Source organism: Bifidobacterium italicum (assembly GCF_002286915.1).
GTDB classification, from domain to species: Bacteria; Actinomycetota; Actinomycetes; order Actinomycetales; family Bifidobacteriaceae; genus Bifidobacterium; species Bifidobacterium italicum.
The window spans coordinates 12,598-38,397 of record NZ_MVOG01000010.1 but is presented as its reverse complement, the minus strand read 5'-3'; the positions used below and the strand labels follow the sequence as shown (position 1 = coordinate 38,397).

Below are 25,800 nucleotides of genomic sequence, written 5' to 3'. Positions count from 1 at the left end.
GCGCTGCGCGATAATCGTGCATGATCGTAAGGGGGTTTCCCTGAAGGGAAGGAGATGGGCGATGGTGATCAGGGAAGCGCGTGAGGAGGACCTTGACGCATTGCTTGAGCTGTATCTCGATCTGCATGAACAGTCGATTCCGGAACACGACGGGCGTCTGCGCGACACGTGGGTGCGCGTCCTCGCCGATCCCGACCATCACCTCATCGTATGCGAGCACGATGGGGACATCGTCTCCTCGTGCGTATGCGTCATCATTCCGAATCTGACGCGTGGCGTACGTCCGTATGCGTTCGTTGAGAACGTCGTGACGCGCGCCGATGCACGTGGACAGGGGTACGCGACCGCGTGCCTGAACCATGCGAAGGCGCTCGCGCAGCGGGCCGGCTGCTACAAGATGATGCTGCTCACCGGCTCTGATGATCCGAAGACCCTCGATTTCTATCGCCATGCCGGCTACAACAGCACCGACAAGACCGCGTTCATCCAGTGGCTGTAGGATGGGGGCGCGTCAGCCTATGGAATCTACCAATGCCGATATCCGTTTGGCATCGCTCAACGGCGGGATGATGTGGCTGTCAACCGGAAGTGAACGTAGGATGCGCAGCTCCCGCTCTCTGCGCTCTTCAAGGCACGCGATGTACCCTTCGTATCCGCGCAACCCATGCGCTTCCCCGTACCCTTGTGCCGTGTGGTAATCGATGACGGCGTTGAGCCAACCATCACCGCGCTCCTCGAGGACACCATCAATCACTGCTTTCGCATCCGGTGCGTCAATGTAGATGACGACGGGATGCAGCGGTGCGATGATCGCCGTGATTTCACCGATATACCGTCGTGACTCATCCTCGTTCATGCCGAACCGCATCATCGTCTCGCACATCGGGTTCTGCAGCAGGACGCAATTGAACACATAGGTTGTATCAGGTTCGGCGCGGGCTGCGAACGCGCGCCATGTATCGAGTATCGTGGCGCGTTCGCTCGCGAAATCAGGGAAGTCGTAGTCGCCGACATCGGCGGGGTGGTTCGCGGCTCCTTCGTCGACGCAGACGACGTCCTTCCCCCGCGCTTCGAGTTCGGCGGCGACCATTGCGGCCGTCGTGCTCTTGCCGCTGCCGGGCAGCCCTTCGACGATGATCAGACGGGTGTTTATCTCATGTGCGCTCATGATGTCATGGTACAGCGATGGATATGTGGTGTGTACGGACATCCACGAATATACGGTGATATAACCGAATACAAGGTGATATATGGTGATATATCGAAATGAAACGACATACAACTCGGTCGAGAGTATGCTGTTGCCTTTCATGAATTCATGATGGTCCTGAGGGAATCGTTGTTTTGAGTCCAAGGATGGTCGATGCACTCAAGCACGCGTTGCCGGTGTGTGTCGAACCATATGAGACCGGCGAATGATGATGCATATGGCATGATCACAGGCCGTGCTGCGTGCGCCACGCGGCGAGCTCCTCATGGAGCTGCACCTTGCGCCCATCCGAAGCGAACGACGCGTCGATCGAGTTGCCGGCGAGCGCCGCCAATTCCTCCATCGACATGCCGATATCGGCGAGCGCGGCGTAGTTCGCGGCGACATAGCCGCCGAAATACGCGGGATCGTCCGAATTGACCGTGCACATGAGTCCTTCGTGCAGGAACTCAGGGATCGGATGCTTGCGCATATCGTGCACGACCTGCAGCCTGAGGTTCGACAACGGGCAGCAGGTGAGCGGGATCCCATCGCGCACAACGCGCTCGAGCAACTCATGGTCGTTCTGGATGTGGATGCCGTGGTCGATGCGCTCGGCGTGCAGCAGATCGAGCGCATCGCGGATGTATGCCGCCGGCCCCTCTTCGCCGGCGTGCGCCACGCAATGCCAGCCAAATCTCCGCGCCCGCGCGAATTGCTCGACGAAGCGGGCCGGGGGATAGCCCACTTCCGCTGAATCCAGGCCGATGCCGAGGATCTCGTCTTTCCGCGGCTGCGCCAGATCGAGGATCATGTCCGCTGAATCGATATCCATGTCGCGCACGATACTCAGAATGAGGCCACCGGTGATGCCGAAGCGCTCGCGGCCTATCATCATTCCCTCAAGGAGGCCGTCGAGCACCATGTTGAAATCCAAACCATTCGTGCATACATGCACCTGCGGATCGAAGAAAACCTCGACGTGCTTGACCCCATCCGCGTTCGCCCGTGTGAGATAGGCGACCATGAGGTCCTTGAAGTCGTCCTTCGTCTTCAGCGTCTTCATCAACGCATAGTAGAGGTCGAGGAACGATTGCAGATCCCCGAACTCGTACTGCGTCTTGAGCTCGTCGACGCTCTCCCACGGCAATGCGACCCCGTTGCGCTCGGCCAACGCAAACGCCAGATCGGGTTCGAGCGTCCCCTCGATATGCAGGTGCAGTTCGCATTTCGGCATCGTTGCGAGCGCCTGTTGCATTGCTTCATCCACCATGATTCCTCGTTCCCTGACGGCATCGGATACGGATTCCCATATTCTACCTGTTCCGTGCTCCGCCAGCGCGGCACCGAAGCCTCATCCACCGTTCGTGAACGCGGTGAGGAACCTGAGCTTGTCCAACGTGACACGAGGACGCCACCAATTGCGGGCCTGCGCGAAGGCCTCCGGGTAATCGGTATGCCACTGCCAGCTGATGTCGAACCCGCCGTCCGGAGCCTGCCGTGCAGGCAGTGTCTCGAGTTCGGCTTGAATGAACGGTGCGAAGGACTCCACGAGGAACGGCGAGTCGGCACTGCGGAAGAACGTGGAGGGCATCGTCACATATTCGGTGCTGTAGCGTGCGGTGTCGCGGCATACGGTGGCGTCAATCGCGCGGATGATCGCGGTACGTGCCCGTTCACCATCAATGATGCCTTCGATCTGCTCACGGTTGAGCAATTCCCACGCGAACATGAAGCAGGTGAGTTCATCCCCGGAAGATGCGCCGGACTGCACCAACGTATCGAACGCCTCGGTGAGCAATGCCTCCCAGGGGCCTTCCGCATGCATGCAGACAAGGAACGCGGCCAACGAGACCGTGGGATTCCACCCGAAGATGCCATCGCCGCGGCGTTCCCACCAGATGGCATGCGGATGGTCGATATTGCCACTGACCGCGAAGCGCCACCGCATGGCGTGAGCGTCGAATTCCGCTCCAGACAGCAGATACTGCGCGATGTGCTTGGCGGTGCCCGAATTGAGGTCGAGCGCTCCGGCGTCATACAGCCGCAACAACGCATCGTTCGTGGTGATCGGTGTGGAGTCGGGATTCCAATTGTCCGGTTCGAGGGCATGGCCGAAGCCGCCGTCGGCATTCTGGAATGGAAGCAGCGCGTTGACCACTTCATTCGGGTCGCCTTCGGCAAAGAAGACGCGGTATTGCGCGAGTTCAAGTGGACGGGCGTGCTGTTCGACGAAACGCGCGGCTGCCTCGCGCATCGGTTCCTGCTGCGGTGCTGCGGATTCCATGCCCATAGGATACACGGTGTGGCGGGAATGATCCATCGCACTATCCGAAACAGGGCTGTAATCGGCTCGTCACCGGTTGCATGCCGAATCCGGATAGGTTGGGATGCGGCCGTGCCGATTCGAGCATGAGGAGGATGTGCATGAGACCCGTGATCGCCGTGATGCCGCTCGTCGATGACGAGCGCGAAAGCCTGTGGATGCTGCCCGGCTACATGGATGCGCTGCGCGAGGCCGGCGCCGTGCCGTTCATGCCGGCGTTGACGACCGACGATGATGAGATACGGCAGATCTTCGACCTGTGCGACGGTCTGCTGATGACCGGCGGCCATGACGTCGATCCGCGACGCTACGGGGAGCGGCCCAGATTCGACAACATCGTGTGCAGCCGCGCGCGCGACTCGATGGAACTCGCGCTGCTGCGCCTCGCGCTCGGGCATGGCAAGCCGGTGTTCGGCATATGCCGCGGGTTGCAGATCATGAACGTGTGCTGCGGGGGCACGCTGTACCAGGATCTGCCGAGCGAGTGGCCGGACGGTGTGGAGCACCATCAGCGGCCGCCGTACGACCGTCCCGTCCATCGGGTGCACATCGTCGCGGGGACGCCGCTGCACGAGGAGCTGCATGCCGACGGCCTCGCCGTCAACAGCTACCATCATCAGGCGATCCGTACGCTCGGCGATGGGCTTGAGGCGATGGCGGTCAGCGAGGACGGGCTCGTCGAGGCGGTCCACAGGCCTGCAAGCTCGTATTTCCGGGCCGTGCAGTGGCATCCGGAGTTCCGGTACGGGACGGACGACGCCAGTCGGCGGCTGTTCCGCTCCTTCGTGGACGCCTGCGCGCGCTGACGGCGCCGCCCGCATCGCAAGCTACGGGCGTAGAGGTGGCGCATACGGCTAGCATGGAACCGAGGATGGACGGCAGCGGACCCAATGGATGCGCATGACTACGAAGGGTGCGACGGATATGACGGATGCGGCGGCGGGCGCGAGGCATGAGACGATGCTGCAGTGCTTCGAATGGTATCTGCCGAAGGACCATCGGCTCTGGCGGCGGCTCTCGTCGCAGGCCGCACGGCTGATCGACGACGGGTTCACGGTCGTCTGGCTTCCCCCCGCATACAAAGGTGTGGGCGGCGACGCCGACGTCGGCTACGGGGTGTACGACATGTACGATCTGGGCGAATTCGACGCCAAGGGATCGATCCCGACGAAATACGGCACGCGCGACGAGTACCTCCAGGCGATCGGCGAGCTGCGGCGCCGCGGCCTGCGCGTCGTCGCCGACGTCGTCCTCAACCACCGGATGGGCGCCGATGGCGAGGAGAGGGTCAGGACGCGCATCGTCGACGTCGACGACCGCACCGTCAGCGACGGCACGGCGATCGAACGCACGCTCGACACCGTCTACGACTTCCCGGAACGCGACGGCGCGTATTCGACGTTCCGCTGGAACTGGCGCGACTTCACCGGCACCGACTACACGGCGAATGACGGAAGCACCGGCATCATGCGCTTCGACGGCAAGCGGTGGAGCGACCATGTGAGCCATGAGCGCGGCAACTTCGACTACATCATGGGCGACGACGTCGATGTCAACGACCCCGTGGTGGCCGGGGAACTGACCGATTGGGGTGTGTGGTACACCGAGACGACCGGCGTCGACGGATTCCGCCTCGACGCCGTCAAAAGCATCGACGCCCGCTTCTTCGCGCCGTGGCTGCGCACGATGCGTCGGCACGGCAGCCATCCCGACCTCGCCGTCGGCGAATACTGGTCGGGGAACGTGGATGAGCTGACCGCCTACCTGCATGACTGCGGCCACTGCATGACGCTGTTCGACGTCGCGCTCCACTTCCGTTTCGAGCAGGCCTCGAAGAACCCCGACGGGTTCGACCTGCGCGGATTGGACGCGGGCACGCTATACGAACGCGAACCGGCGTATGCGTGCACCTTCGTCGACAACCACGACACGCAGCCCGGGCAATCGCTCGAATCATGGGTGGCCCCTTGGTTCAAGCCGTTGGCGTACGCGTACATCCTGCTGCGCGACTGCGCGATGCCGTGCGTGTTCCTCGGCGACTACCACGGCATCGCGCATGACCGCATACCCCCGATGCCGATGCTGAGGCGGATGGTGTGGATCCGCGCGCATCTGCTGGGCGACGCCATGGCGGCGCAGCCCGGGGACACCGCCCATTCGCTGTGCTGGATCGTGGGCGGCGACCATCCGGTGTGCGTCGTGCTCAACACCGCGCAGGAGGCGACCGAACGCGAGGTGTCCGATGCGGCGCTCGCGTCGCGCATGCTCGTCGACGTCTGCCATCCGCAGGCCGCGGTCGCCGTAGGAGACGATGGCCGTGGTTGGTTGCGCTGCCCCGCAGGGGCGTGCGCGGTCTACATCGACGCCGGCGACTACGAGGGGATGCGTACGGCGCTGGGCGAGGGATGAGCGCGGCGCCGCACGCCGCGAACGGCCGTCCGACGGCGCAATCCCTCTGAGAGCATAGGCGCGGCGCGTGTCGCCGCGCGTCTTCTAGACTGGAACGAACGAGGCCGATGATGCAGGGCTGCGGCGGCCATACGGCGATCGGACAGACGGGCGGCATGGGAGAGGGTGCGATGATGACGGAAGAGGCAGACGGCGGCGATACGCACGCGACGGCGGGGACGGCGCGGATACGGGAGGAGATCACCGCGCAGGCGCACGACGCCGCGGTTCGGGCGCAGGCGAGACGCACGCAGAGATTGGCCGAGGAGGACGATCGTTTCGGATACGACCATCATGCGACCAACCGGGCGCTGCGGATCGCGAACGGTGTGGCGATCATCATCCTCGGATTTGCGGCGGGCAGGTTCCTGCAGGCGCTTCCCGAACGCAACACCGCGGATGTGCAGGAGGTGATCAGGGGACTCGACCGCCTGATCGGGCTCATGACCAAGGAACTGGTAGAACTGCCGCATCTGCAGCGGCATCCCGAATCGTTCATCGTCGAGATCGTCGCCATACTGGTCGGTTATATGCTGCTCAAGCGCACGCATGAGGACGCCTTGGAATACGATGCCGCCTTCAACCGCATCGAGCAGTTCTACACCGCGGCGCAGCGGCGGCAGGGATGGATTCGCGGGGCCGCGCTCGTGATGCTGGGGACGGCGGTGATCCTCATCACGCACGGGGTGCTGCTCGCCTACGGACATGCCATGCCGGACGACGTCGCCGCCGGCGTCGCGCAGACGAGCATCGCGGCGGGGGTGTGGTGCTATGTGTTCGGCGGTCTGTACGCGACGCGCACGGACCTGTTCCTGTACAACTTCCGGGCGTTGCGCAACATCAACGTCTACGAGCTGGGCAAGAGCGAGACCGACGAGCGTCGCGAGATGCGGCTCGGCGAGAAGAAGCTGTGCGACCTGTCGTCGTCGCTGACCAACTTCGCCGTGGCGATCGGCGTGCTGGGTGCGCTCGGCCTGTACTTTCTGCCCAGCTTCCGCTCGCCGTACTTCTGGCTGCCGCTCGTGGTGACGGCCGTCGTCGCGCTCGTGCTGCGCTGGTGCGTGATCCGCGTGGCGCGCCGCCGCTACGAGCCCGACTTCGACTGACGGGGACGTATATGCGGCATGCCGGGGTCACCGGTCGGCCGCCTCAGCGCCGCGCATAGGACGCGGCGCCCTCAAGCAGACGGCGCACGCCGTCGATGACCAGACCGGCGCATGTGCCGAGGTTCATGCGCAGGAACCTCGAACCGTTCCCCCCGTAGATGCCGCCGTAGGAGAGCACGAGCCCGGTGCGTTCGCGCAGATGCTCGCAGAAGCGCTCGGCCGTGATGTCGCCGACGCGCCCGAGCAGGCCGGAGCAGTCAATCCACGCCAGATAGGTGGAGTCCGATGCCACCATCCGCAGCAGTTCGTCGGCGTCGGCGTCGAGACGCGCCGCCACATAGTCCTTGTTGCGCTGCACGACGCGGCACAGGTCGTCGAGCCATTGGTCGGACGCGGTGTATGCGGCGATTGTCGAGAACACCGCGAAATCGTTCGGCTCGGCGACCTCGTCGGTGTTGACGCCGCGCACGGCGCGCGCCCTGAGGCCGGCGTCGTCGCAGATGAAATACGCGGACTGCAGCCCGGCCACGTTGAACGCCTTCGAAGGCGACGAGCAGGTCACGCAGATCGAACGGTTGACGTCGTTGATGGCGGCGAAGGGCGTATGGACGACGCCGGGACGCACGACGTCGCAGTGCACCTCGTCGGAGATCACCGTGACGTCGTGCGCGGCGCACAGCGCGCCGATATGCGCGAGGTCGTCGGCGCTCCAGACGTTGCCGCTCGGGTTCTGCGGATTGCACAGGATCATCAGCCGCGTCAGCGGGTCGACGAGCTTGGCTTCGAGGTCGTCGAAGTCGATCGAGTAGACGCCGTCGGCATAGCGCAGCGGGTTGTCCAGCACGCGCCGGCCGTTGTTGACGATCGAGTTCGTGAAGATGTTGTAGACCGGCGGCTGGATGACGACCTTCTCGGCGACGTTCGTCAGCGAGCGCACGAGCGAGGAGATCGCCGGGATGACGCCGGTCGTGAACGTCACATGCCCGGGGTCGACGTCCATGCCGTAGCGCCGTCGCCACCATCCGGCGACGGCGTCGTTCCATGCGGCGGGGACGTCGGTGTATCCGAAGGTGCCGTTGGCGACGCGTCCGGACAGCGCCTCGCGGATCGCCGGCGCGGTGCGGAAGTCCATGTCCGCTACCCACATCGGCAGCTCGCCGTCGGTCACGTCCCATTTCATCGACGAGATGCCGGAACGGTCGACGGGGAGGTCGAACTGGGGGAGATGTTCGCTGATGTCCATGTCGTGCCTTCCTTCCTTCTACGCGCGGGCCGTCTTCGTCGTGTCGACGAGCCGGACCTTGCTCGTGTCGATCGCCGGATCGTCCTGCACGACGTCGCCGAATCCGGCCGCGCGGATCGTGCCGGAGACCGGGTTGACGACGCCGTCGACATGCGTCGTGACGTCCGCGTCGATGCCGGTGCAGTATTCGGACGCGCGCGTCGTGTTGATCAGACGGCAGTTCCTCATCGTCAGTCTGTCGATGTAGCACAGGCCCTGCAGGCTTTCGATCGTGCAGTTCTCGAAGGTGATGTTCCTCGTGTTCCATGCGAGGTATTCGCCGCTGATGAACGAGTCGCGCACCGTCACGTTCTCGCAGTTCCAGAATGCGTCCTTCGACAACAGCCGCGCGCGTTCCACCGTGATGTCGCGCGCGCCGTCGAAGCAGTAGTTGCCGGTGAGCTGGAAGTCGCTGATGTCCATGTCCTCGCAGTTCATCGCGAAGTAGTCGCCGCTGGCGCTCACATGGCGCAATGTGACGTCGCGGCACTGCCAGAACGTCTCCGCCGCGTCGGTGAATGCGGTGCGTTCGACGGTCACGTCCTCGTTGCGGCGGAACTCCTTGGGCACCTGAATCGTGCAGTCGGCGAAGCGCATGTGCCTGGAGTACCAGAACGCGGCGTGCGCGTTGAACTCGAACAGGCTGTTCGTCACCTCGACGTGGTCGCCGTACCACAGCGGGTACTTCCAGCGGAACACCGTGTCCTTGACGGTGACGTCCCTCGACTCCTTGAGCGGGGATTCGCCGTCCTCGAACACGCAGTCCTCGATGAGCGCGTCACGCTGCGCGAACAGCGCGCGTTCGCCGGTGAGTCGTTGTCCACGGATTTCCTGAATCGCTATGTCTTTCCTTGTCCTGTGTATTTTCAAGGTCCTCATGCCGTGCGCCTGCGGGCGGTGTCGGCGGCCTTGTGCGCGCCGGCGCGTCCCATGGGCGGCCGGATTCACGAATCATTGTAGGGACGGCCCTCGTGGACGGCGCCGATGTTCTCCCGGCGACGTATTCGAAATCGGCAAGGCCGCCATTCGTCGCCGGCATGACGCCGGAGGCGGTAGCGAAGGGATATGCATCCCGTAGGGAATCGCGTATCGGTGGCGGCCCGGCGAGACGCTACCGGTAGCGGGCGGCACGCGGTGCATCCCGTAAGGGATCGCGTATCGGCAGTGGGTGATTGCGGCTGCCGGTAAGAGGGACATGCGATGCGCGTCCTGTAGGGAGGCGCTTATCGGTAGCGGGGAAGATGGGTGGGCGGCAACAGGGCAGGAACGACGAGGGGTCCCGCCGCGTTCTGAACTGAATGAACCGCACCTCCAAAACCAGATCGGAATATTTCCGATCCGACTTTCGGGGTGCGGTTCAATCGCGACGGGACCCTCGCAGCGGCCGTCGGATCAGCTCACTTCGTCTGCTTCGGCGTGGCGAGGAAATGCTCCTCGCTCGGCAGGAAGACGTTGAGGATGACGGCGACGACGAAGGCGACGGCGATGCAGTTCGACGCGAAGATCGACTGGAACAGCGGCGGGAAATGCTCGAAGATGCTCGAGACCTGCGTGAAGCCGATGCCGATCGTCAGCGACAGCGCGGCGATCGTGATGTTGCGCTGCGTGTAGCCGGCGTCGGAGATCATCTGGAAGCCCGAGAGGATGATGTTGCCGAACATCATGATGGTGCAGCCGCCGAGCACCGCCTGCGGCATCGAGTTGAAGACCTCGGAGATGGCCGGCACGAAGCTCGCGAGGATGAGCAGCACGCCGCCGGAAAGGATGACCTTCCTGTTGACGACCTTCGTCATCGCGACCAGGCCGATGTTCTGCGCGAACGACGTCAGAGGCAGGCAGCCGAAGACGCCCGACACCGATGAGATCAGGCCGTCGCCGGCAATCGCGCCGGCAGTCTCGCGCTGCGTCGGCTCGCGGTCGAGACCCACCTTCGTCAGCGCGGCCGTGTCGCCGAGCACCTCGACCGACGAGACGACGTAGAGCAGCCCGATCGAGATGATCGCGCCCCAGTCGAATTCGGGCTTGAACGGCATGACGGACGGCAGGCTCACTACCTGCAGATGCGCGAATCCGCTGAAATCGACCTTGCCGAAGCACAGCGCGGCGACGTAGCCGATCAGCAGGCCGAAAAGCACGGACAGCTGCTTGGCGGTGCCCTTCATGCACAGTTGGAACACGAGACAGGCGACGAGCGAGATCAGGCCGAGCGTGAGGTTCTGCCAGCTGCCGAAGTCCTTCGCGCCGGCGCCCCCGCCGAAGCTTTCGGCGCCGACCGACAGCAGCGAGAAGCCGATCGCGGTGACGACGATCGCCGAGACGATCGGCGGGACGAAACGCTGCCAGTACTTCGCCGTCAGGCCGAGGACGACCTCGAGCAGGCCGCCGACGATGACGGCGCCGACGACGGCGCCGTAGCCCTGATGGGAGACGATCGCGATGGCGGCGGCGACGTAGGTGAAGGAGATGCCGGTGACCATCGGCAGACGCGAGCCGAAACGCCACACGCCGTACAGCTGCAGGCAGGTGCCCAGGCCGGCGACGAGCAGGCCGGACTGGATGATCTTCGCGGAGTCGGCCGCGGACATGTTGCCGGCGGCGGCCACGAGGAAGATCGGTGCGAGGTTGGCGACGAACATCGCGAGCACATGCTGCAGGCCGAAAGGTATGCCCTTCCAGAAGGAGACCGGCGCGTCGAGGCTCGAGAGCGTCTCGAAGGAGACGCCGGAGCGCTTCGCCTCGCGGCGCTCCTCGGCGGCCGTGGCCGCCGCCTCGTCGCGCTTGAGCTCGTCGGTGACGACGGTGGATTCGAGGGTTCCGGCCCCGTCCGACGGATCGGGGTCGCTCGTCGGTGCCGTGGTGTTCGGATCGTCGGTGGGTGTCATATCGTCTCCAGGGGTAGTGATGGGGGAAAAAATGATGGCGGCATGGGAAGGTCGGCGCGGAGTATGCGGTGCGGACTATGCGGTGCGGACTATGCGGTGCGGGGCGGCCGACGGGGGGATCGCGCAATGACGATGAGGATGAAAAACGGAAAAACGGGAATCGTGCAGACGCAAACGCGGAAGAAGCCGGAGGCGATGACCATCGGCCTCTTCCCAGTGTCTGCGCGGCGCCCCGCAGGGAAGGGGCGAGCTGCGCTATGCGCGGAAGGCCACGGTGCCGGTCTCGGCGTCCATCGAATCGATGATCGCGAGCGAATCGAGGTCGTAGCCCTCGGCGCGCAGGCCGTCGCCGCCGCCCTGGAAGCCCTTCTCGATCGCGATGCCGATGCCCTCGACGGTCGCGCCGGCGTCCTCGCACAGTTCGATCAGGCCGGCGAGCGCCTGCCCGTTCGCGAGGAAGTCGTCGATGATGAGGATGTGGTCGCCCGTGTTGAGGAACTTCTTCGAGACGATGACCGGGAACTCCTTCTGCTTGGTGAACGAGAAGACACGCGTCACGTACTGGTCGCCGTCGAGGTTGATCGACTGCGCCTTCTTCGCGAACACGACCGGCACGTTGCCGAAATGCTGCGCGGCGATGCAGGCGATGCCGATGCCGGACGCTTCGATCGTCAGGATCTTCGTGATCGTCTTGCCGGCGAAATGCTCGGCCCACGCGGCGCCCATCGCGTTGAACAGCGCGACGTCGCACTGATGGTTGAGGAACGCGTCCACCTTGAGCACGTTGCCCGGCTTGACCGTTCCCTCTCGCGCGATGCGTTCCTCAAGTTCCTTCATCGATGCCGTTCCTTTCCTCGGATGGTCGTGCGCGTCCGCCGTCGCGTATGCCCATGCGGGGCCGGATCGGGGTGCGGTGCGCGCGGGACGTGGTGATGGCGTCCCACCTTACGCCGTGCAAATGACGAGGCGGAGGAACGTCGGAGCGTCGAGCAGCAGCGGGCGCTTGCGCTCTCCGGATCGACGAGCGGCGCGATTAACGGGGCATGTCCCGACACGCGGAGCGAGCCCATCCGGGTTGGACTACGACGCCATGAATAATTAAGGTGAAGGCAAAGGCAAACGGTTGATTGAAGGGAACAATCATGGGTGAATTGACTTCGGCGAAGAACACCGACAGCCGCAAGAAGAAGCGGATCATCATCGGCGTCTCGGCGCTGCTGGTCGCCATTCTGGCCGCCGGCGGCGCGGTCGCCATCTACCAGCATTCCGCGTCCGCACAGCTGGCGGAGGCGAAGGAGGCGTGCGCCCAGTCGAGCGAAGCATTGCGGGTGGCGCGCAACAAGTACGACACGCTGCACGACCAGGACGCGGCCGAGGCCGTGAAGATCACCGACAAGCAGGTCGAGGACGCGGCCGTCGTCACCACGCTCGCCAAAACCTACAAGGAGGAGACGCCGGCCTTGGCCGCATGCAACGTGTCCGGCGTGGACGCGCTGCGCGAGGCGAAGGAACGCATCGACAAGAACACGGCATGGTATGACACGCACACCGCCGACCTGTCGAAGGCAGTGGACGCGGTCAACCAGTCGCATGACGCCAAGACCCTCGCGGATGCCAAGACCGCACTCGACAAGCAGGTCAAGGCGGCGACCGCCAAGTACAAGGCGACGGACGGCAAGGTCAAGGACGACAAGACCCGCAAGGAGCTCAAAACCCTGATCGACAAGGCCACCAAAACCAAGGACGGCGAAGACGTCAAGGCGATGAACTCGCAGGCGAAGCAGCTCAAGGACCTCATGGGCAAGGTGGACGCGAGTGTGAAAGCCAAGCAGGACGCCGACAAGAAAGCCGCCGAGGAAAAGGCACGCAAGGAAGCCGAAGCACAGGCCGCAGCTCAGGCGCAGGCGAACGCTCAGGCTCAGGCCCAACAGTCGTATACGGCACCGCAACAGTCGTATACCCCCACGTACACGGCACCCGCCACACCCCAGTACACGGCACCCGCCGCGCCCCAGTACACCGCTCCACAACAGACCACACCGAAACCAGCAGCACCCAGCACGGGCGGCAACACTGGTGGCGGCCCTGTCAGCGGCGGACACGGATGCGGTTCGCTATGCACCAGCACAACCGATACATATGACCGCTAACGGTCTCTAGTTGGGCGGTAGGAGTGTCTTCTATCGCCCCCACTTTCCTTTCTGGGCGGTTCCGGCATTGCCGGTGCCGCCCTTCGCCGTTCAGTGGGGGGCGTGGGCCGTGCGTGCTGGGCCGTATGTTGTGTCCATGGGCGGGGACGCGCCCTAGATATAGATTTGTGCCGCCATGGCGTGTCGTGGGATACTGGAGTCGTTCAATGGCACGGGAACCGTAACGGCATGAAAAGGGCGGAGAGTATCATGGCCAACGTGTTCGACGTCGCCGCGTACATCCTGCAGCAGCAGGGGCGCATGACGACGATGAAACTGCAGAAGCTCTGCTATTACGCGCAGGCATGGCATCTGGTATGGGCGGAGAAGTCGCTGTTTTCGGAACGGATCGAGGCGTGGGCGAACGGCCCCGTGGCGCCGGAACTGTACCGGCTGCACAAGGGCAGGTTCGACATTGACGCATCCGAGCTTGCCAAAGGCGACCCGCAGAATCTGACCGAGGGGGAGCGCAAGGACATCGATGAGGTGCTGCGCTTCTACGCGCCCATGGGCGCCTATCATCTCAGTGAGCTCACCCACCATGAAGCCCCATGGAAGGATGCGCGCGGGGATCTGCCAGTGGGCGCCCGGTGCACCAAGACGATAACCTTGGCCGCCATGGCCGAATACTATGGTTCCCTCACGGACTGATGGCACGTCACAAGCCTTCATTCGGCCGTGTGAAGCCGCAGAGTCCCATGGGACGGGTCCCGCAGGCGGCGCTTGGCAGGGCGGCCACATGCAGGGTACCCAAGAACGCCGATAGTTTCGACGGCCGGCCAAACACACACCATATCGTGTTCCGCTTCGACTGCGTGGACATCGCCGAGGATTGCCCGTGGTCGTTGGCGAACATCACCCAAGCCGATCATGTGAACCTGCTGAGCAAGCTTCGGGAGTTCGAACGCTGCACTCTGGGCGAGATACTCAGCCCTGACTATGGGGCTTTCCGCCTGTATACGAATTTCAGTGATTGCCCGAACAGGAGCGCGCGGCAACGGTTGGGCGAACGTTACGAGTGCGACGGCGATTCCATAGCCAGGTTCCGTCTTGGCGGAACGGCACGATTGTACGGTTTCCTTGTCGGCCATGAGTTCCATATCCTGTGGTGGGACAAGAACCATGAGGTGTGGCCGAGCAAAAAGAAGCATACCTGACCGGTCCGGTCCATCCGCGGGCTCATCACGTTTCCCGCGGGACGATGGGGAGGGGCGGGATTTGGCGGCCTGCCGCCGACGGGCGGGTCGTCGTTGCACGGTTCTTGAGGGCGGTGGCCTCGTGGAGGCTACGATGGAACCATGAGGCACATGATGCGATTGACGACGATTCCCGGACTGGCTGATTCCTCCCGGCTGGAGGAGCTTCGCGGGGAGTCGATGCGGACGGCGCAACGGAACCTGAGGAAGCAGGCGCAGGCCCGTGCGGCGGCGTCGATCATGACAGGGCTGGCCGCCCGGAGGAAGGCGGCGCATAAGAACGACTGAAACGGTCAGCCGCAGCGCACGGCACGAACGGCAACCCCGCGCGCATGGGGGGCAGCTTCCCACCTAGCCATCGCAACACGAAAGACAAGAAACCATGGCTGATGTGTTCGACGTCGCCGCGTACATCCTGCAACAACAAGGACGCATGACGACGATGAAACTCCAGAAACTCTGCTACTATGCGCAGGCTTGGCATTTGGCATGGACAGGGCATTCCTTGTTTCCGGAACGGGTCGAAGCGTGGATGAACGGCCCGATCATGCCGGACCTGTACCACGAGCATCGCGGCATGATCAGCATCAGCCAACCACCCGCCGGCATCGGAGACGCTTCGAACATCACAGCCGACGAGCGGGAAAGCATCGACGCCGTGCTGGACGCCTACGGCGACCTGAAGCCTTACGAGCTGATCAATCAGACCCGGTCGGAAACCCCATGGCTGGACGCCCGCGGGGGAGTGGCTGAAAGTGAATTGTGCGTGAACCGGATAACGAATAAGGCCATGCGCGACTTCTATGGTCTTCTCGCGACTGCCGAAGGCATGAAGAGGGCGCGCGCCTAACGATTCCTGAGTACGGCAATTCGCTCGATTGTCTCTGGGCACATCGTCGCCATGGCCGTCGGCTGCTGACCAAAGCGTGTGCTAGAAATGAAAGCCGGTTTTCGTCAAGTACCACCTGTAACGAGCGGGTGAAGCGCCGTGCGTGATACGTACGACTGATGCCGCCCGTAACGGAGACCACCCATCCGTAGGGGCGCCGCCCGGGACGCAGGCGCGCGTCCCCGGGGAGGGCACGGCGGACACATGCGAACGCAGGCAACGAAAGGACACGACAGTGCACAACGATCCGGAGGTCATCGTCCGCTCGCCGCAGGAACTCATCGGCGATCTCAACGAGCAGCAGGCGCAGGCCGTGCAGTTCCGGGGTCCCGCGCTGCTCATCGGCGCGGGCGCGGGATCAGGCAAGACGCGCGTGCTGACGCGCCGCATCGCATGGATCCTCACCCGCTTCGGCGCATGGCCGAGCCAGATCCTCGCGATCACGTTCACGAACAAGGCCGCCGCCGAGATGCGCGAACGCCTGTCGACGCTCATCGGGCCGGTCGCGCAGCGCATGTGGGTCTCCACGTTCCACTCCGCGTGCGTGCGCATCCTGCGCCGCGACGGAGAGAGGATCGGCCTGAAATCCGGGTTCACGATCTACGACACCGCCGACTGCGAACGCCTCGTCAAGCTCATCGCCACCGACTTCAACATCGACGTCAAGCGCTACACGCCGCGCCAGATCCTCGCGCGCATCTCCGACTACAAGAACGGACTCACCGGCGTGCGCGAGACGCTCGCCCAGTACGCGCCCGACTTCCGCCCGGGCACGCGCGGCTTCCGCATCGGGCACATCGGCAACGTCGAGGAGCTCTACGCGATCGTCTACGCCGAATACCAGCACCGGCTCGCGCTCGCGAACGCCGTCGACTTCGACGACCTCATCGTGCGCACCGTCGAACTGCTGCGCACGCAGCCGGACGTCGCCGAATACTACCGCCGCAGGTTCCGTTACATCCTCGTCGACGAATACCAGGACACGAACCACGCGCAGTACGTGCTCGTGCGCGAACTCGCCGGCGTCGACTCGGGGGAACGGCCGTCGTCGGACGCCGTGGGGGCGGGGCGCCAGGGGCCGGCGTGGATCACCGTCGTCGGCGACTCCGACCAGTCGATCTACGCGTTCCGCGGCGCCGACATCAGCAACATCCAGGATTTCGAGCAGGACTTCCCGGATGCGCGCACGATCATGCTCGAGCAGAACTACCGCTCCACGCAGACGATCCTCGACGCCGCGAACGCCGTCATCGCGCACAACGAGGGACGCAAGCCGAAGAAGCTGTGGACGGCCGCCGGCAAGGGCGCGCCGATCACCGGCTACGCCGCCGACACCGCGCAGCTCGAGGCGCACTGGATCGCCCACGAGATCCGCCGGCTGCACGAGGAGGAGGGCGTGCGCTACTCCGACGTCGCCGTCATGTACCGGGCGAACGCGCAGTCGCGATCGCTCGAGGAGGGGCTCATCCAGGCGCATGTGCCGTACCAGCTCATCGGCGGCACGAAGTTCTACGAGCGGCGTGAGGTCAAGGACGCGCTCGCGTACCTGCAGGCGATCGTCAACCCGGCGGACGGCATCAACATGCGCCGCATCCTCAACGTGCCCAAGCGCGGCCTCGGGGCGCGCGCCGAGTCGATGGTCACCGTCTGGGCCGACGAACGCGGACTGACCTTCTGGCAGGGCATCGAGCAGGCCGACCGGATCGAGGGGATGACGACGCGTACGCTCAACCCGCTCAAGCGCTTCGCGGCGATGATGACGCAGCTGCGCACCTTCGCGGCCGAGCACGACCGCCAGCCGTCGCAGGTCGTCGCCGAGGTGCTCGCGCAGAGCGGGCTGCTCGAGGAGCTGCAGAAGTCGACCGACCCGCAGGACCAGTCGCGCGTCGAGAACCTCTCGCAGCTGCAGTCGGTGGCCGCCGAATACGAGCAGAACACGCCCGACGCGACGCTCGCCGGCTTCCTCGAGACGACGGCGCTCGTCGCCGACTCCGACCAGCTGCCCGACGAGGCCGAGGACACCGGCAAGGTCACGCTGATGACGCTGCACACGGCGAAGGGCCTCGAATACCCGGTCGTCTTCCTCACCGGCATGGAGCAGGGCACGTTCCCGCATTCGCGCGCGATGGAGGACACGAGCGAGCTGAGCGAGGAACGGCGTCTGGCCTATGTGGGCATCACGCGCGCCAAGCGGCACCTGTACATCACCCGCGCCGCCGTGCGCGCGCAGTGGGGCAGGGCGAGCGAGATGATGCCGAGCCAGTTCCTCGACGAGATCCCCGACGAACTCATCGACTGGAAGCGCCGTGAGGCCGGCGTCGAACGCATGCGCTCGGGCTGGGGACGCGGCTCCGATGGCGGCTCGTCGTACGGTCGCGGCGACGACTGGGACGCCGGCCTCGACGAGTTCGGCGGCTGGGACGACGGTTTCGCCGAGCCGTCCTACGGCGGATCGGCGTACGGGCGTTCCTCGTATGGTTCGTCGTCGTACGGTTCGTCGTCGTACGGCGGATCGTCCTATGGCTCGTCGTCCTATGGTTCGTCATCGCGCGGCCGGTCGTCCAGCAGCGCCGCGGCGCCGCGTTTCGGCTCGGCCGCACGCGAGCGCTCCTCCTCGTCCTCGTCGGGCAACGGCGGCGCCCATTTCAGCTACGGCGTGAGCGGCTCCTCCCCGACGTCGACGCGTTCGTCGTCGCGCTTCGGCTCGGCGGCGTCCGCATCGTCGCGCTCGGGGAAGGTGACGACGCGCAGGACGTCGCCGAAGTCGTCGCCGAAGCCGGCGTCGGCGCTCGACAAGGACAATCGTCTCGACATCAACGACTTCCACGTCGGCGACAAGGTCTCGCACGACAGCTTCGGCCTCGGCACCGTCCTCGAGACGCAGGACAAGGGCCGCAACTCGATCATCACCGTCGACTTCGGATCCGACGGCGTCAAGAGGCTCATGCTGCGCGTCGCGCCAATCGAGAAGCTCTGAGGACCTTCCCGGCGGCCGGCCATGAGGGCGCCGCGCGTTCGTCCATGGCTGCGGTGTACAATCGACGATTGGTGCCGTTTCGAATGGGACGGCGCCGTCTGGAGCCTTGGCCCGTCAGCGGATCGGCGGTCCGTCGCGGATCGTTCGTGCAATGCACGGCGAAGCGCTGGAGAGGCTGGCTCGCATGGCGTGGGACCCACGCCGTGTTCCGTTCAGACAACGACAGAACAAAGAAGGATAACCAATGACGAACGTTCAGCGTTCCCGCCGTCAGGTGCGCCTCTCGCGCGCCCTCGGCATCGCACTGACCCCGAAGGCTCAGCGCATCTTCGAAAAGCGTCCGTATGCCCCCGGTGAGCACGGCCGCACCCGTCGCCGCGCAGAATCCGATTACGCGGTCCGTCTGCGCGAGAAGCAGCGTCTGCGCGCCCAGTACGGCATCTCCGAGAAGCAGCTGCGCGCCGCCTACGAGAAGGGCACGCACACCGCCGGCCAGACCGGCAACGCGATGCTGACCGATCTCGAGACGCGCCTCGACGCCCTCGTGCTGCGTGCCGGCATCGCCCGCACGACCGCGCAGGCCCGCCAGTTCGTGGTGCACCGCCACATCCTCGTCGACGGCAACATCGTCGACCGCCCGTCCTACCGCGTCAAGCCGGGCCAGACCATCCAGGTCAAGCCGAAGAGCCAGACGATGGTCCCGTTCCAGATCGCCGCCGAAGGCACGCACCGCGACGTGCTGCCGCCGGTCCCGGGCTATCTGGACGTCAACATCGCCCAGCTCAAGGCTACGCTGACCCGCAAGCCCGAGGCGGAGGAGATCCCGGTGCAGGTCAACATCCAGTACGTGGTCGAATTCTACGCCCGCTGATCTGGATTCACATACTGTAAACCGATACAGTATAAGGACATACAGCGTAAGGCCCCGCGATGCAGATCGCGGGGCCTTACGTGTTGGAGGGGAACGGCGGCGATGATCAGGAGGAGAACGCGGCGCTGACGATGCCGCTGACGATCGACATGATCAGCGATCCGAGCACCGCCCACAGGAAGCCGTCGATCGTGACGCCGACGCCGAACAGGCTGAGCGCGAGCCATGAGGCGAGCTCCATGAACAACCAGTTGATGACGAGGGCGAGGAGACCGAAGGTCAGGATCGAGAACGGCAGCGCGAGCATCTGCACGACCGGTTTGATCGACGCGTTGAGCAGGGCCATGAACAACGAGAACGCGGCGACGCCGAGGATCGGCGGGGCGCCCACGGCATGCATGCCCGGCAGCAGCACGACCATGACGCCCGCGGCGATCGTCAGGATCGCCCAGCGAATAAGGAAACCTTTCATGAGCCGATTATAGGGCAACCTGGTGCGATAATCAGAAACCATGATCCTTCATCTGCATCTCGTCCGCCATGGACAGACCCTTTTCAACCGCTACAACCGTCTGCAGGGTTGGTCGAACTCGCCGCTGACGGCGGCGGGCCTCGATGACGCGACGCGCGCCGGCGAACTGCTCGCCGGCGTCGACTTCGCCGCCGCCTACTGCTCGGACACGACGCGCGCGCAGGTAACCGCCGAACGCATCCTCGACGTCAACGAATCCCACGGTCACGCGCGTCCGCCGCTGATCGCCGACATGCACTTCCGCGAGCAGTGCTACGGCTATTGGGAGGGCCAGGACATGGACATGGCGTGGCTCGCCGCCGGCGGCCCGCACGGGGCGCCCTCCTACAACGCGATCGTCGAACGCTACGGCGTCGCCGCGACCCGCGACTTCCTCAAGGAGGCCGACCCCTTCCACGACGCCGAGTCGGACGCCGAGTACTGGGAGCGCATCGCCGGCGGCTACGCGCTCATCGCGGCGAACCCGGCGCTCGAGGACGGCGACCACGTCCTGCAGATCTCCCACGGCAACACGCTGCTGAGCCTCATGCAGCGCTTCGCCCCGGAGGGCTACGCCCTGAGCGAGCGGCCGGCGAACGGATCGGTCAGCGAATTCGATCTGGACACCGGCGCCGACTTCGGCTCGGCGCTCGCCGTCGTCTCCTACAACCGGCGCTGAACGCCCCGTCTGGGCGATTGGGTACCCTAAGGCGGGTAGGAAAACGTGCCGTGACATGCACGTCGTGACAGGAAAGAGGTGCACGAGAACATGGGTGCTGGAGAAATTGCTGGTCTGATCGCGGCGATAGCGTTCGCCGTGCTCGCCGGATTCCTGATCTATCCGCTGATCCGTCTGGGCAAGCTGTTCGACCAGCTGGCCGACACCGTCAAGGAGACCGGGGACCATGCGCTGCCCGCGCTCGACGAGGGTGTGACGACGGTGCAGCAGGTCAACAAGTCGCTCGCCGACGTCAACGAGATCTCGTCGGCCGCCTCGAGCACCGCCAACAACATCGGCGCGCTGACGAATCTGTACGGCTCCTTCCTCGGCAAACCGATCATCAAGCTCGCGTCGACCTTCTACGCGCTGAGGACCACGGCACGCTCGTTCATGAACAAGGGGCAGCAGCCGGCGCAGGCCGCCAAGGCCGCCACCGGGACCAAGGGGGAGTGAGCCATGCGCAAACGTCTACTGTGGATCGCGCTCGGTATGATCGCCGGCGTCGTCGCCGTCAGCAAGGCCAACGCCTACGTGAAGGCCAATACCCCCGACAAGGCGCGCCAGTTCCTGCTGGGCCCCGACCAGGAGCATGTCGGTGTGCGCACGCTGCAGGGGCTCGTCACCGAGTTCACCGACGTGCGCCGCGCCCGCGAGGCGGAGCTCAACAGCCGCTACATGGATAGGCTCTCCTGAGCCGGACGCCGGCGTGGCGCCCGGGCGCGGGCTCGCGCAGGAGAGCGGCCCGTCCCTGGCTTTTTCATTGTTCAACATTGTTCATCATCCATCCACGGACACCAAAGTACATAAGGAGCCGCAAGCAATGCGCACCGCGGAGATCGCCCAGCGATATCTCAACTACTTCAAGAAGCAGGACCACCTCATCGTGCCGTCCGCCTCGCTCATCTCGCCGAATCCGACGACGCTCTTCACGATCGCCGGCATGGTGCCGTTCATCCCGTACCTGATGGGCGAGCAGACGCCGCCGAGCCACCGCATGGCCAGCAACCAGAAGTGCGTGCGCACGCTCGACATCGACGAGGTCGGCAAGACGACCCGCCACGGCACCTTCTTCCAGATGCTCGGCAACTTCTCCTTCGGCGACTACTTCAAGGAGGAGGCGATCCACTACGCCTACGAGCTGCTGACGAGCCCGGTCGAGCAGGGCGGCTACGGCTTCGACCCCGAGAAGCTGTGGATGACGACCTTCACCGACGACGACGAGGCGCGCGCGATCTGGAAGAACGAGGGCGTCGACCCCGAGCACATCCAGATCCTCGGCATGGAGGACAACTTCTGGACGACCGGCGGCCCCGGCCCCGGCGGCCCGTGCTCCGAGATCTACGTCGACCGCGGTCCCGAATACGGCAAGGAGGGCGGCCCGATCGCCGACGAGAACCGTTATATCGAGATCTGGGACCTCGTCTTCGAGAACTACATGGTCGACAACGTCAAGTCGAAGACCGAGCTGCACATCGCCGGCGAGCTCAAGCACAAGAACATCGACACCGGCGCCGGCCTCGAACGTCTCGCCTACCTGCTGCAGGGCAAGCAGAACATCTACGAGACCGACGAGGTCTTCCCGGTCATCGAGGCCGCCGAGAAGCTCTCGGGCATCAAGTACGGAGAGGACAAGGATGCCGACGTCAAGATGCGCGTCGTCGCCGACCACGTGCGTTCCGCGCTGATGATCATGAGCGACGGCGTGCGCCCGAGCAACGCCGGCCGCGGCTACGTGCTGCGCCGTCTGCTGCGCCGCACGATCGAGGCGATGCGCGTGCTCGGCGTCACGACGCCGGTCATGCCCGAGCTGCTGCCGGTGTCCGAGGCCGCGATGGAGCCGAACTACCCGGAGCTCGCGAACACGTTCCACGACGTCTCCGAGGCCGCCTACGGCGAGGAGGACGCGTTCCGCCGCACGCTGACGAACGGCATCGAGATCTTCGACATGGCCGTGAACAAGGCGAAGGACGAGGCCGGCAAGCGGGACGGCGCGCAGCCGGTCGTCTCCGGCGACGCCGCCTTCACGCTCCACGACACCTACGGCTTCCCGATCGAGCTCACGCTCGAGATGGCGGCCGAGCAGGGCGTCAAGGTGGACGAGGAGAAGTTCCGCGAGCTCATGAACGAGCAGAAGTCGCGCGCCCGCCAGGACGCGCTCAAGAAGCGCCACAACGTGGACCTGAGCGAATACGACGACTTCAAGAACAAGCTCGAGGCGCCGATCGAGTTCCTGGGCTACACCGACATGACGTCGCGCAGCCGCGTCCTCGGCATCATGATGGAGGGCGTCGGCGCCGTGCCGGCCGTCTCCGCGCCGGCGACCGTCGAGGTCATCCTCGACCGCACGCCGTTCTACGCCGAGGCCGGCGGACAGCTCGCCGACCAGGGCGACATCGTCTCCGACGACGGCGCCGTGCTCGAGGTCGACGACGTGCAGAAGCCGATCAAGGACCTCATCGTGCACCAGTGCCGCCTCATCGAGGGCACGCTCGTCGTCGGCGCCGAGGTGACCGCCGAGATCGACATCGAGCGCCGCGGCGCGATCGCCCGCTCGCACACCGCCACGCACATCGTGCACAAGGCGCTGCGCGAGGAGCTCGGCCCCCAGGCCACGCAGCGCGGTTCCGAGGATGCGCCGAACCGCCTGCGCTTCGACTTCCAGTGGCCGAAGGCCCCGACGAAGCAGCTGATGAGCGCCGTCGAGGCGCGCGTCAACGACCGCGTGCGCGACAACCTGCACGTCTCGACGCAGGAGATGAAGTTCGACGACGCGATCGCGCTCGGCGCGATGCATCTGTTCGGCGAGAAGTACGGCGACGTCGTGCGCGTCGTCACGATCGGCGACGACGGCTGGAGCCGCGAGCTGTGCGGCGGCACGCACGTCGACTTCGCCGGCAAGATCGGTCTCGTCAACATCATGTCGGAGGCGTCGGTCGGCTCCGGCGTGCGCCGCGTGGACGCGCTCGTCGGCCAGGGCGCCTACGACTACAACGCCCGCGAGCACGCGCTCGTCTCGCAGCTGTCCGACACGCTCAACGCGCGCCCCGACGAGCTCGCCGAGCGCGTCAGCACGCTGCTCGCCAAGCTCAAGGACTCCGACCGCCGCCTCGCGGCGATGTACGAGGCGCAGCTCGCCGCGTCCGTCCCGCAGATCGTCGAGGACGCGAAGGCGTCCGACGCGCCGATCGTCGTCGCCGCGAAGAACGTCGGCCACTTCGGCTCCTTCGACGTGCTGCGCAAGACCGTCATGGACATCCGCAACCGCCTGGGCGACGACCGGCCGGTCGTCGTGGCGCTCGCCGGCGTCAACGAGGACGACAAGCCGATGGTCGCCGTCGCGACGAACGAGGAGGCCCGCAAGGAAGGCATCAAGGCCGGCGACCTCGTGCGCGGAGCGTCGAAGATCCTCGGCGGTGGCGGTGGCGGCAAGCCGGACTTCGCCCAGGGCGGCGGCTCCGACGCGTCGAAGATCGACGACGCCGTCGCGGCGCTCGTCAAGGACGCGCGCAAGGCCTGATCCGACGCCGTATGGTTTGGCTAGGCATCGATCTGGGGAACGCCCGGGTCGGACTCGCATTGTCCGACCCGGAGCTGACCCTCGCCCACCCCGCGGGGAACATCACCGTGCGCGGGGATTATTTCCAGGCTTTCGACGACGTCCTCAACGTCATCGAGGACGAACGCGTCGCATGCGTCGTCGTCGGCCTGCCGCTGCAGATGGACGGCACCGAGGGCAAAAGCGCGAAGAAGGCGCGCCGGTGGGCGAAGGCGCTCGGCGCGCGGCTCGAGGCCGAAATGGAAGACGATCTGTCCGGCATCGACTGGATGCCTGATATTATGCTCATAGATGAACGCCTTACGACGGTCGACGCGCATCGTCGGCTGCTCGATGCGCAGCTGGGCACCCGTCGGCACCGCGCCGTCGTCGACCAGCAGTCAGCGGTGACGATCCTGCAGACGGCGTTGGAGCGGGCACGGCGCTGACGCGCACGGTTCAGAGGAGTGAGAGTGCCTGAGGATTTCCACGATTTTTTCAGCGACGACGCTTGGGACGACGGTTCCGAAGCCGGACGGACCGACTCCGGTGACGGCCCGTCGATGCCGCCGGAGCCGCCGCGCTCGCGCCGCGACATGCGCCGGCGCCGCAAGCACAGGCGTCGCAAGCGCCTCGTCGTCGTCATCGCCTCGATCGTCGTCGTCGCGCTGTGCGTCGGCCTGGGCGTCCTCGCGGTCGGCAAGATCAAGCAGTGGCGCCGCGACACGCTCGCCGACACCTCGGTCGTCGACGACTATCCGGGGCCGGGGGATGGGGACGTCGCCTTCACCGTCGAATCCGGACAGGGAGTCGCCGAGATCGCCGAAGGACTGCGGCGCGCGGACGTCATCAAATCGGTCGACGCGTTCACGAGCGTCGTCGCGAGCAACTCCTACACGCTGTATCCGGGCACATACGAGCTCAAACACCATATGAAGGCGTCGGCAGCCGCGAAGATCCTCTCCGACGAGGGCAACGCGAAGGGCTTCGTCGAGGTGCGCCAGGGCGAACGCCTCGACGACGTACTCAAGACGGCCGCCGAATCCTCGGGCATCGCCCTCAAGGAATTCGAGGACTACGTGGGCGACGCCGCGAAGACGGGGGCGATCCTGCCCGCCTGCGCGAAGGGCAAGCTCGAGGGATGGCTCGAACCCGGCGTGTACAACATCGGCGACGACCCGACGCCGGCCTCGATCCTGCAGCAGATGGTGCAGGCGAGGATCGAGAAGCTCAACGCGCTCGGCGTGCCCGAAGGCGACCAGCGCGAGCGCATCCTGATCATCGCGTCGATCGTCGAGGCCGAGGTCAACTCGCAGGAGTACTACGGCAAGGTCAGCCGCGTCATCGAGAACAGGCTCAAGGACGACATGCCGCTCGGCATGGACTCGACGGTCGCCTACGGCTTCAAGATCAACGGCACCGAGCTGACGAACGAACAGCTCAACGACGGATCGAACCCCTTCAACACGCGCGTGAACAAGGGACTGCCGCCGACGCCGATCTCCAACCCCGGCGACGACGCGATCGAGGCGGCGATGCACCCCGAGGACGGCGATTGGCTGTACTTCGTGACGACCGACCTGAAGACCGGCGAGACGAAGTTCACGTCCAGCTACGACCAGTTCGAGCAGTACGTGCAGGAATACAAGGCAAACAACGAGCACGCGAACTGAGGGAA

Annotated in this window: 25 protein-coding genes; 17 read left to right on the top strand and 8 right to left on the bottom strand. The window is 65.1% G+C overall.

What is annotated here, in order from left to right; genetic code table 11:
• Window positions 1–61 precede the first annotated feature (61 nt).
• On the top strand, window positions 62–499 hold the full coding sequence (locus B1400_RS03805; protein ID WP_095613128.1) for a GNAT family N-acetyltransferase: 438 nt from the start codon (window positions 62–64) through the stop codon (window positions 497–499).
• Window positions 500–511: 12 nt separating this feature from the next.
• On the opposite strand, the gene B1400_RS03800 is transcribed toward B1400_RS03805, so the two are convergent.
• From B1400_RS03800 to B1400_RS03790, 3 genes are all read right to left on the bottom strand, one after another.
• Window positions 512–1,168 (bottom strand): P-loop NTPase family protein, encoded by a 657-nt coding sequence (locus B1400_RS03800; RefSeq protein ID WP_095613150.1) that lies wholly within the window; start codon window positions 1,166–1,168, stop codon window positions 512–514.
• 268 nt (window positions 1,169–1,436) lie between these two features.
• Window positions 1,437–2,462 carry an adenosine deaminase gene (locus tag B1400_RS03795; protein WP_095613127.1) on the bottom strand — a complete coding sequence of 342 codons (1,026 nt, stop codon included), beginning with the start codon at window positions 2,460–2,462 and terminating at the stop codon, window positions 1,437–1,439.
• 81 nt (window positions 2,463–2,543) lie between these two features.
• Window positions 2,544–3,482: a hypothetical protein gene (locus tag B1400_RS03790; protein WP_095613126.1), complete on the bottom strand. Its 939-nt coding sequence runs from the start codon at window positions 3,480–3,482 to the stop codon at window positions 2,544–2,546.
• A gap of 134 nt (window positions 3,483–3,616) precedes the next feature.
• Here B1400_RS03790 and B1400_RS03785 point away from each other — a divergent pair, with 134 nt between their 5' ends.
• From B1400_RS03785 to B1400_RS03775, 3 genes are all read left to right on the top strand, one after another.
• On the top strand, window positions 3,617–4,321 hold the full coding sequence (locus B1400_RS03785; RefSeq protein WP_095613125.1) for a gamma-glutamyl-gamma-aminobutyrate hydrolase family protein: 705 nt from the start codon (window positions 3,617–3,619) through the stop codon (window positions 4,319–4,321).
• Between the two features lie 94 nt (window positions 4,322–4,415).
• A complete protein-coding gene (locus B1400_RS03780; protein WP_235607311.1) occupies window positions 4,416–5,924 on the top strand; it encodes an alpha-amylase in 1,509 nt (502 codons plus the stop codon).
• Window positions 5,925–6,031: 107 nt separating this feature from the next.
• Window positions 6,032–7,069, top strand: coding sequence for a transcriptional regulator (locus B1400_RS03775; protein WP_235607310.1), 1,038 nt, complete (start codon window positions 6,032–6,034; stop codon window positions 7,067–7,069).
• A 43-nt stretch (window positions 7,070–7,112) separates the two neighbouring features.
• On the opposite strand, the gene B1400_RS03770 is transcribed toward B1400_RS03775, so the two are convergent.
• From B1400_RS03770 to B1400_RS03755, 4 genes are all read right to left on the bottom strand, one after another.
• Entirely contained in the window at window positions 7,113–8,312 is a 1,200-nt protein-coding gene (locus B1400_RS03770; RefSeq protein ID WP_235607309.1) for a MalY/PatB family protein, read from the bottom strand.
• An 18-nt stretch (window positions 8,313–8,330) separates the two neighbouring features.
• Window positions 8,331–9,188: a DUF3737 family protein gene (locus B1400_RS03765; protein WP_095613146.1), complete on the bottom strand. Its 858-nt coding sequence runs from the start codon at window positions 9,186–9,188 to the stop codon at window positions 8,331–8,333.
• Between the two features lie 560 nt (window positions 9,189–9,748).
• The gene (locus tag B1400_RS03760; protein ID WP_095613124.1) at window positions 9,749–11,233 is read right to left on the bottom strand and encodes a nucleobase:cation symporter-2 family protein; all 1,485 of its coding nucleotides are present in this window, start codon (window positions 11,231–11,233) and stop codon (window positions 9,749–9,751) included.
• Between the two features lie 255 nt (window positions 11,234–11,488).
• Window positions 11,489–12,070 (bottom strand): xanthine phosphoribosyltransferase, encoded by a 582-nt coding sequence (locus B1400_RS03755; protein ID WP_095613123.1) that lies wholly within the window; start codon window positions 12,068–12,070, stop codon window positions 11,489–11,491.
• Window positions 12,071–12,375: 305 nt separating this feature from the next.
• On the opposite strand from B1400_RS03755, the gene B1400_RS09480 reads away from it, so the two are divergent.
• The 7 genes from B1400_RS09480 to rpsD all read left to right on the top strand — a co-directional run bounded on the left by B1400_RS09480 (window position 12,376) and on the right by rpsD (window position 19,355).
• The gene (locus tag B1400_RS09480; protein ID WP_095613122.1) at window positions 12,376–13,383 is read left to right on the top strand and encodes a hypothetical protein; all 1,008 of its coding nucleotides are present in this window, start codon (window positions 12,376–12,378) and stop codon (window positions 13,381–13,383) included.
• Between the two features lie 249 nt (window positions 13,384–13,632).
• On the top strand, window positions 13,633–14,073 hold the full coding sequence (locus tag B1400_RS03745) for a Panacea domain-containing protein (protein WP_095613121.1): 441 nt from the start codon (window positions 13,633–13,635) through the stop codon (window positions 14,071–14,073).
• Complete coding sequence (locus tag B1400_RS03740) at window positions 14,073–14,579, top strand: hypothetical protein (protein WP_133064606.1); 507 nt, start codon at window positions 14,073–14,075, stop codon at window positions 14,577–14,579. The genes B1400_RS03745 and B1400_RS03740 overlap by 1 nt, the downstream gene beginning before the upstream one ends.
• 150 nt (window positions 14,580–14,729) lie before the next feature.
• Entirely contained in the window at window positions 14,730–14,906 is a 177-nt protein-coding gene (locus tag B1400_RS09625; RefSeq protein ID WP_162288168.1) for a hypothetical protein, read from the top strand.
• 94 nt (window positions 14,907–15,000) lie between these two features.
• Window positions 15,001–15,468, top strand: a complete 468-nt coding sequence (locus tag B1400_RS03730; protein ID WP_095613118.1) for a Panacea domain-containing protein — start codon at window positions 15,001–15,003, stop codon at window positions 15,466–15,468.
• A 274-nt stretch (window positions 15,469–15,742) separates the two neighbouring features.
• Window positions 15,743–18,484 (top strand): ATP-dependent helicase, encoded by a 2,742-nt coding sequence (locus B1400_RS03725; RefSeq protein WP_095613117.1) that lies wholly within the window; start codon window positions 15,743–15,745, stop codon window positions 18,482–18,484.
• A 244-nt stretch (window positions 18,485–18,728) separates the two neighbouring features.
• Window positions 18,729–19,355 (top strand): 30S ribosomal protein S4, encoded by a 627-nt coding sequence (gene rpsD / locus B1400_RS03720; protein ID WP_095613116.1) that lies wholly within the window; start codon window positions 18,729–18,731, stop codon window positions 19,353–19,355.
• A gap of 106 nt (window positions 19,356–19,461) precedes the next feature.
• Here the strand turns inward: rpsD and B1400_RS03715 are convergent, their stop codons facing one another.
• Window positions 19,462–19,827, bottom strand: coding sequence for a phage holin family protein (locus tag B1400_RS03715; RefSeq protein ID WP_095613115.1), 366 nt, complete (start codon window positions 19,825–19,827; stop codon window positions 19,462–19,464).
• A gap of 40 nt (window positions 19,828–19,867) precedes the next feature.
• Here B1400_RS03715 and B1400_RS03710 point away from each other — a divergent pair, with 40 nt between their 5' ends.
• The 6 genes from B1400_RS03710 to mltG all read left to right on the top strand — a co-directional run bounded on the left by B1400_RS03710 (window position 19,868) and on the right by mltG (window position 25,795).
• On the top strand, window positions 19,868–20,545 hold the full coding sequence (locus tag B1400_RS03710) for a histidine phosphatase family protein (RefSeq protein WP_095613114.1): 678 nt from the start codon (window positions 19,868–19,870) through the stop codon (window positions 20,543–20,545).
• Window positions 20,546–20,635: 90 nt separating this feature from the next.
• A complete protein-coding gene (locus B1400_RS03705) occupies window positions 20,636–21,040 on the top strand; it encodes a DUF948 domain-containing protein (RefSeq protein ID WP_095613145.1) in 405 nt (134 codons plus the stop codon).
• A gap of 3 nt (window positions 21,041–21,043) precedes the next feature.
• Window positions 21,044–21,280, top strand: coding sequence for a hypothetical protein (locus B1400_RS03700; RefSeq protein ID WP_095613113.1), 237 nt, complete (start codon window positions 21,044–21,046; stop codon window positions 21,278–21,280).
• 127 nt (window positions 21,281–21,407) lie between these two features.
• Window positions 21,408–24,104: an alanine--tRNA ligase gene (gene alaS / locus B1400_RS03695; RefSeq protein ID WP_095613112.1), complete on the top strand. Its 2,697-nt coding sequence runs from the start codon at window positions 21,408–21,410 to the stop codon at window positions 24,102–24,104.
• Window positions 24,105–24,115: 11 nt separating this feature from the next.
• Window positions 24,116–24,571 carry a Holliday junction resolvase RuvX gene (gene ruvX, locus B1400_RS03690; RefSeq protein ID WP_095613111.1) on the top strand — a complete coding sequence of 152 codons (456 nt, stop codon included), beginning with the start codon at window positions 24,116–24,118 and terminating at the stop codon, window positions 24,569–24,571.
• A 24-nt stretch (window positions 24,572–24,595) separates the two neighbouring features.
• Window positions 24,596–25,795, top strand: a complete 1,200-nt coding sequence (gene mltG / locus B1400_RS03685) for an endolytic transglycosylase MltG (protein WP_095613110.1) — start codon at window positions 24,596–24,598, stop codon at window positions 25,793–25,795.
• The last annotated feature ends 5 nt before the right edge of the window (window positions 25,796–25,800 follow it).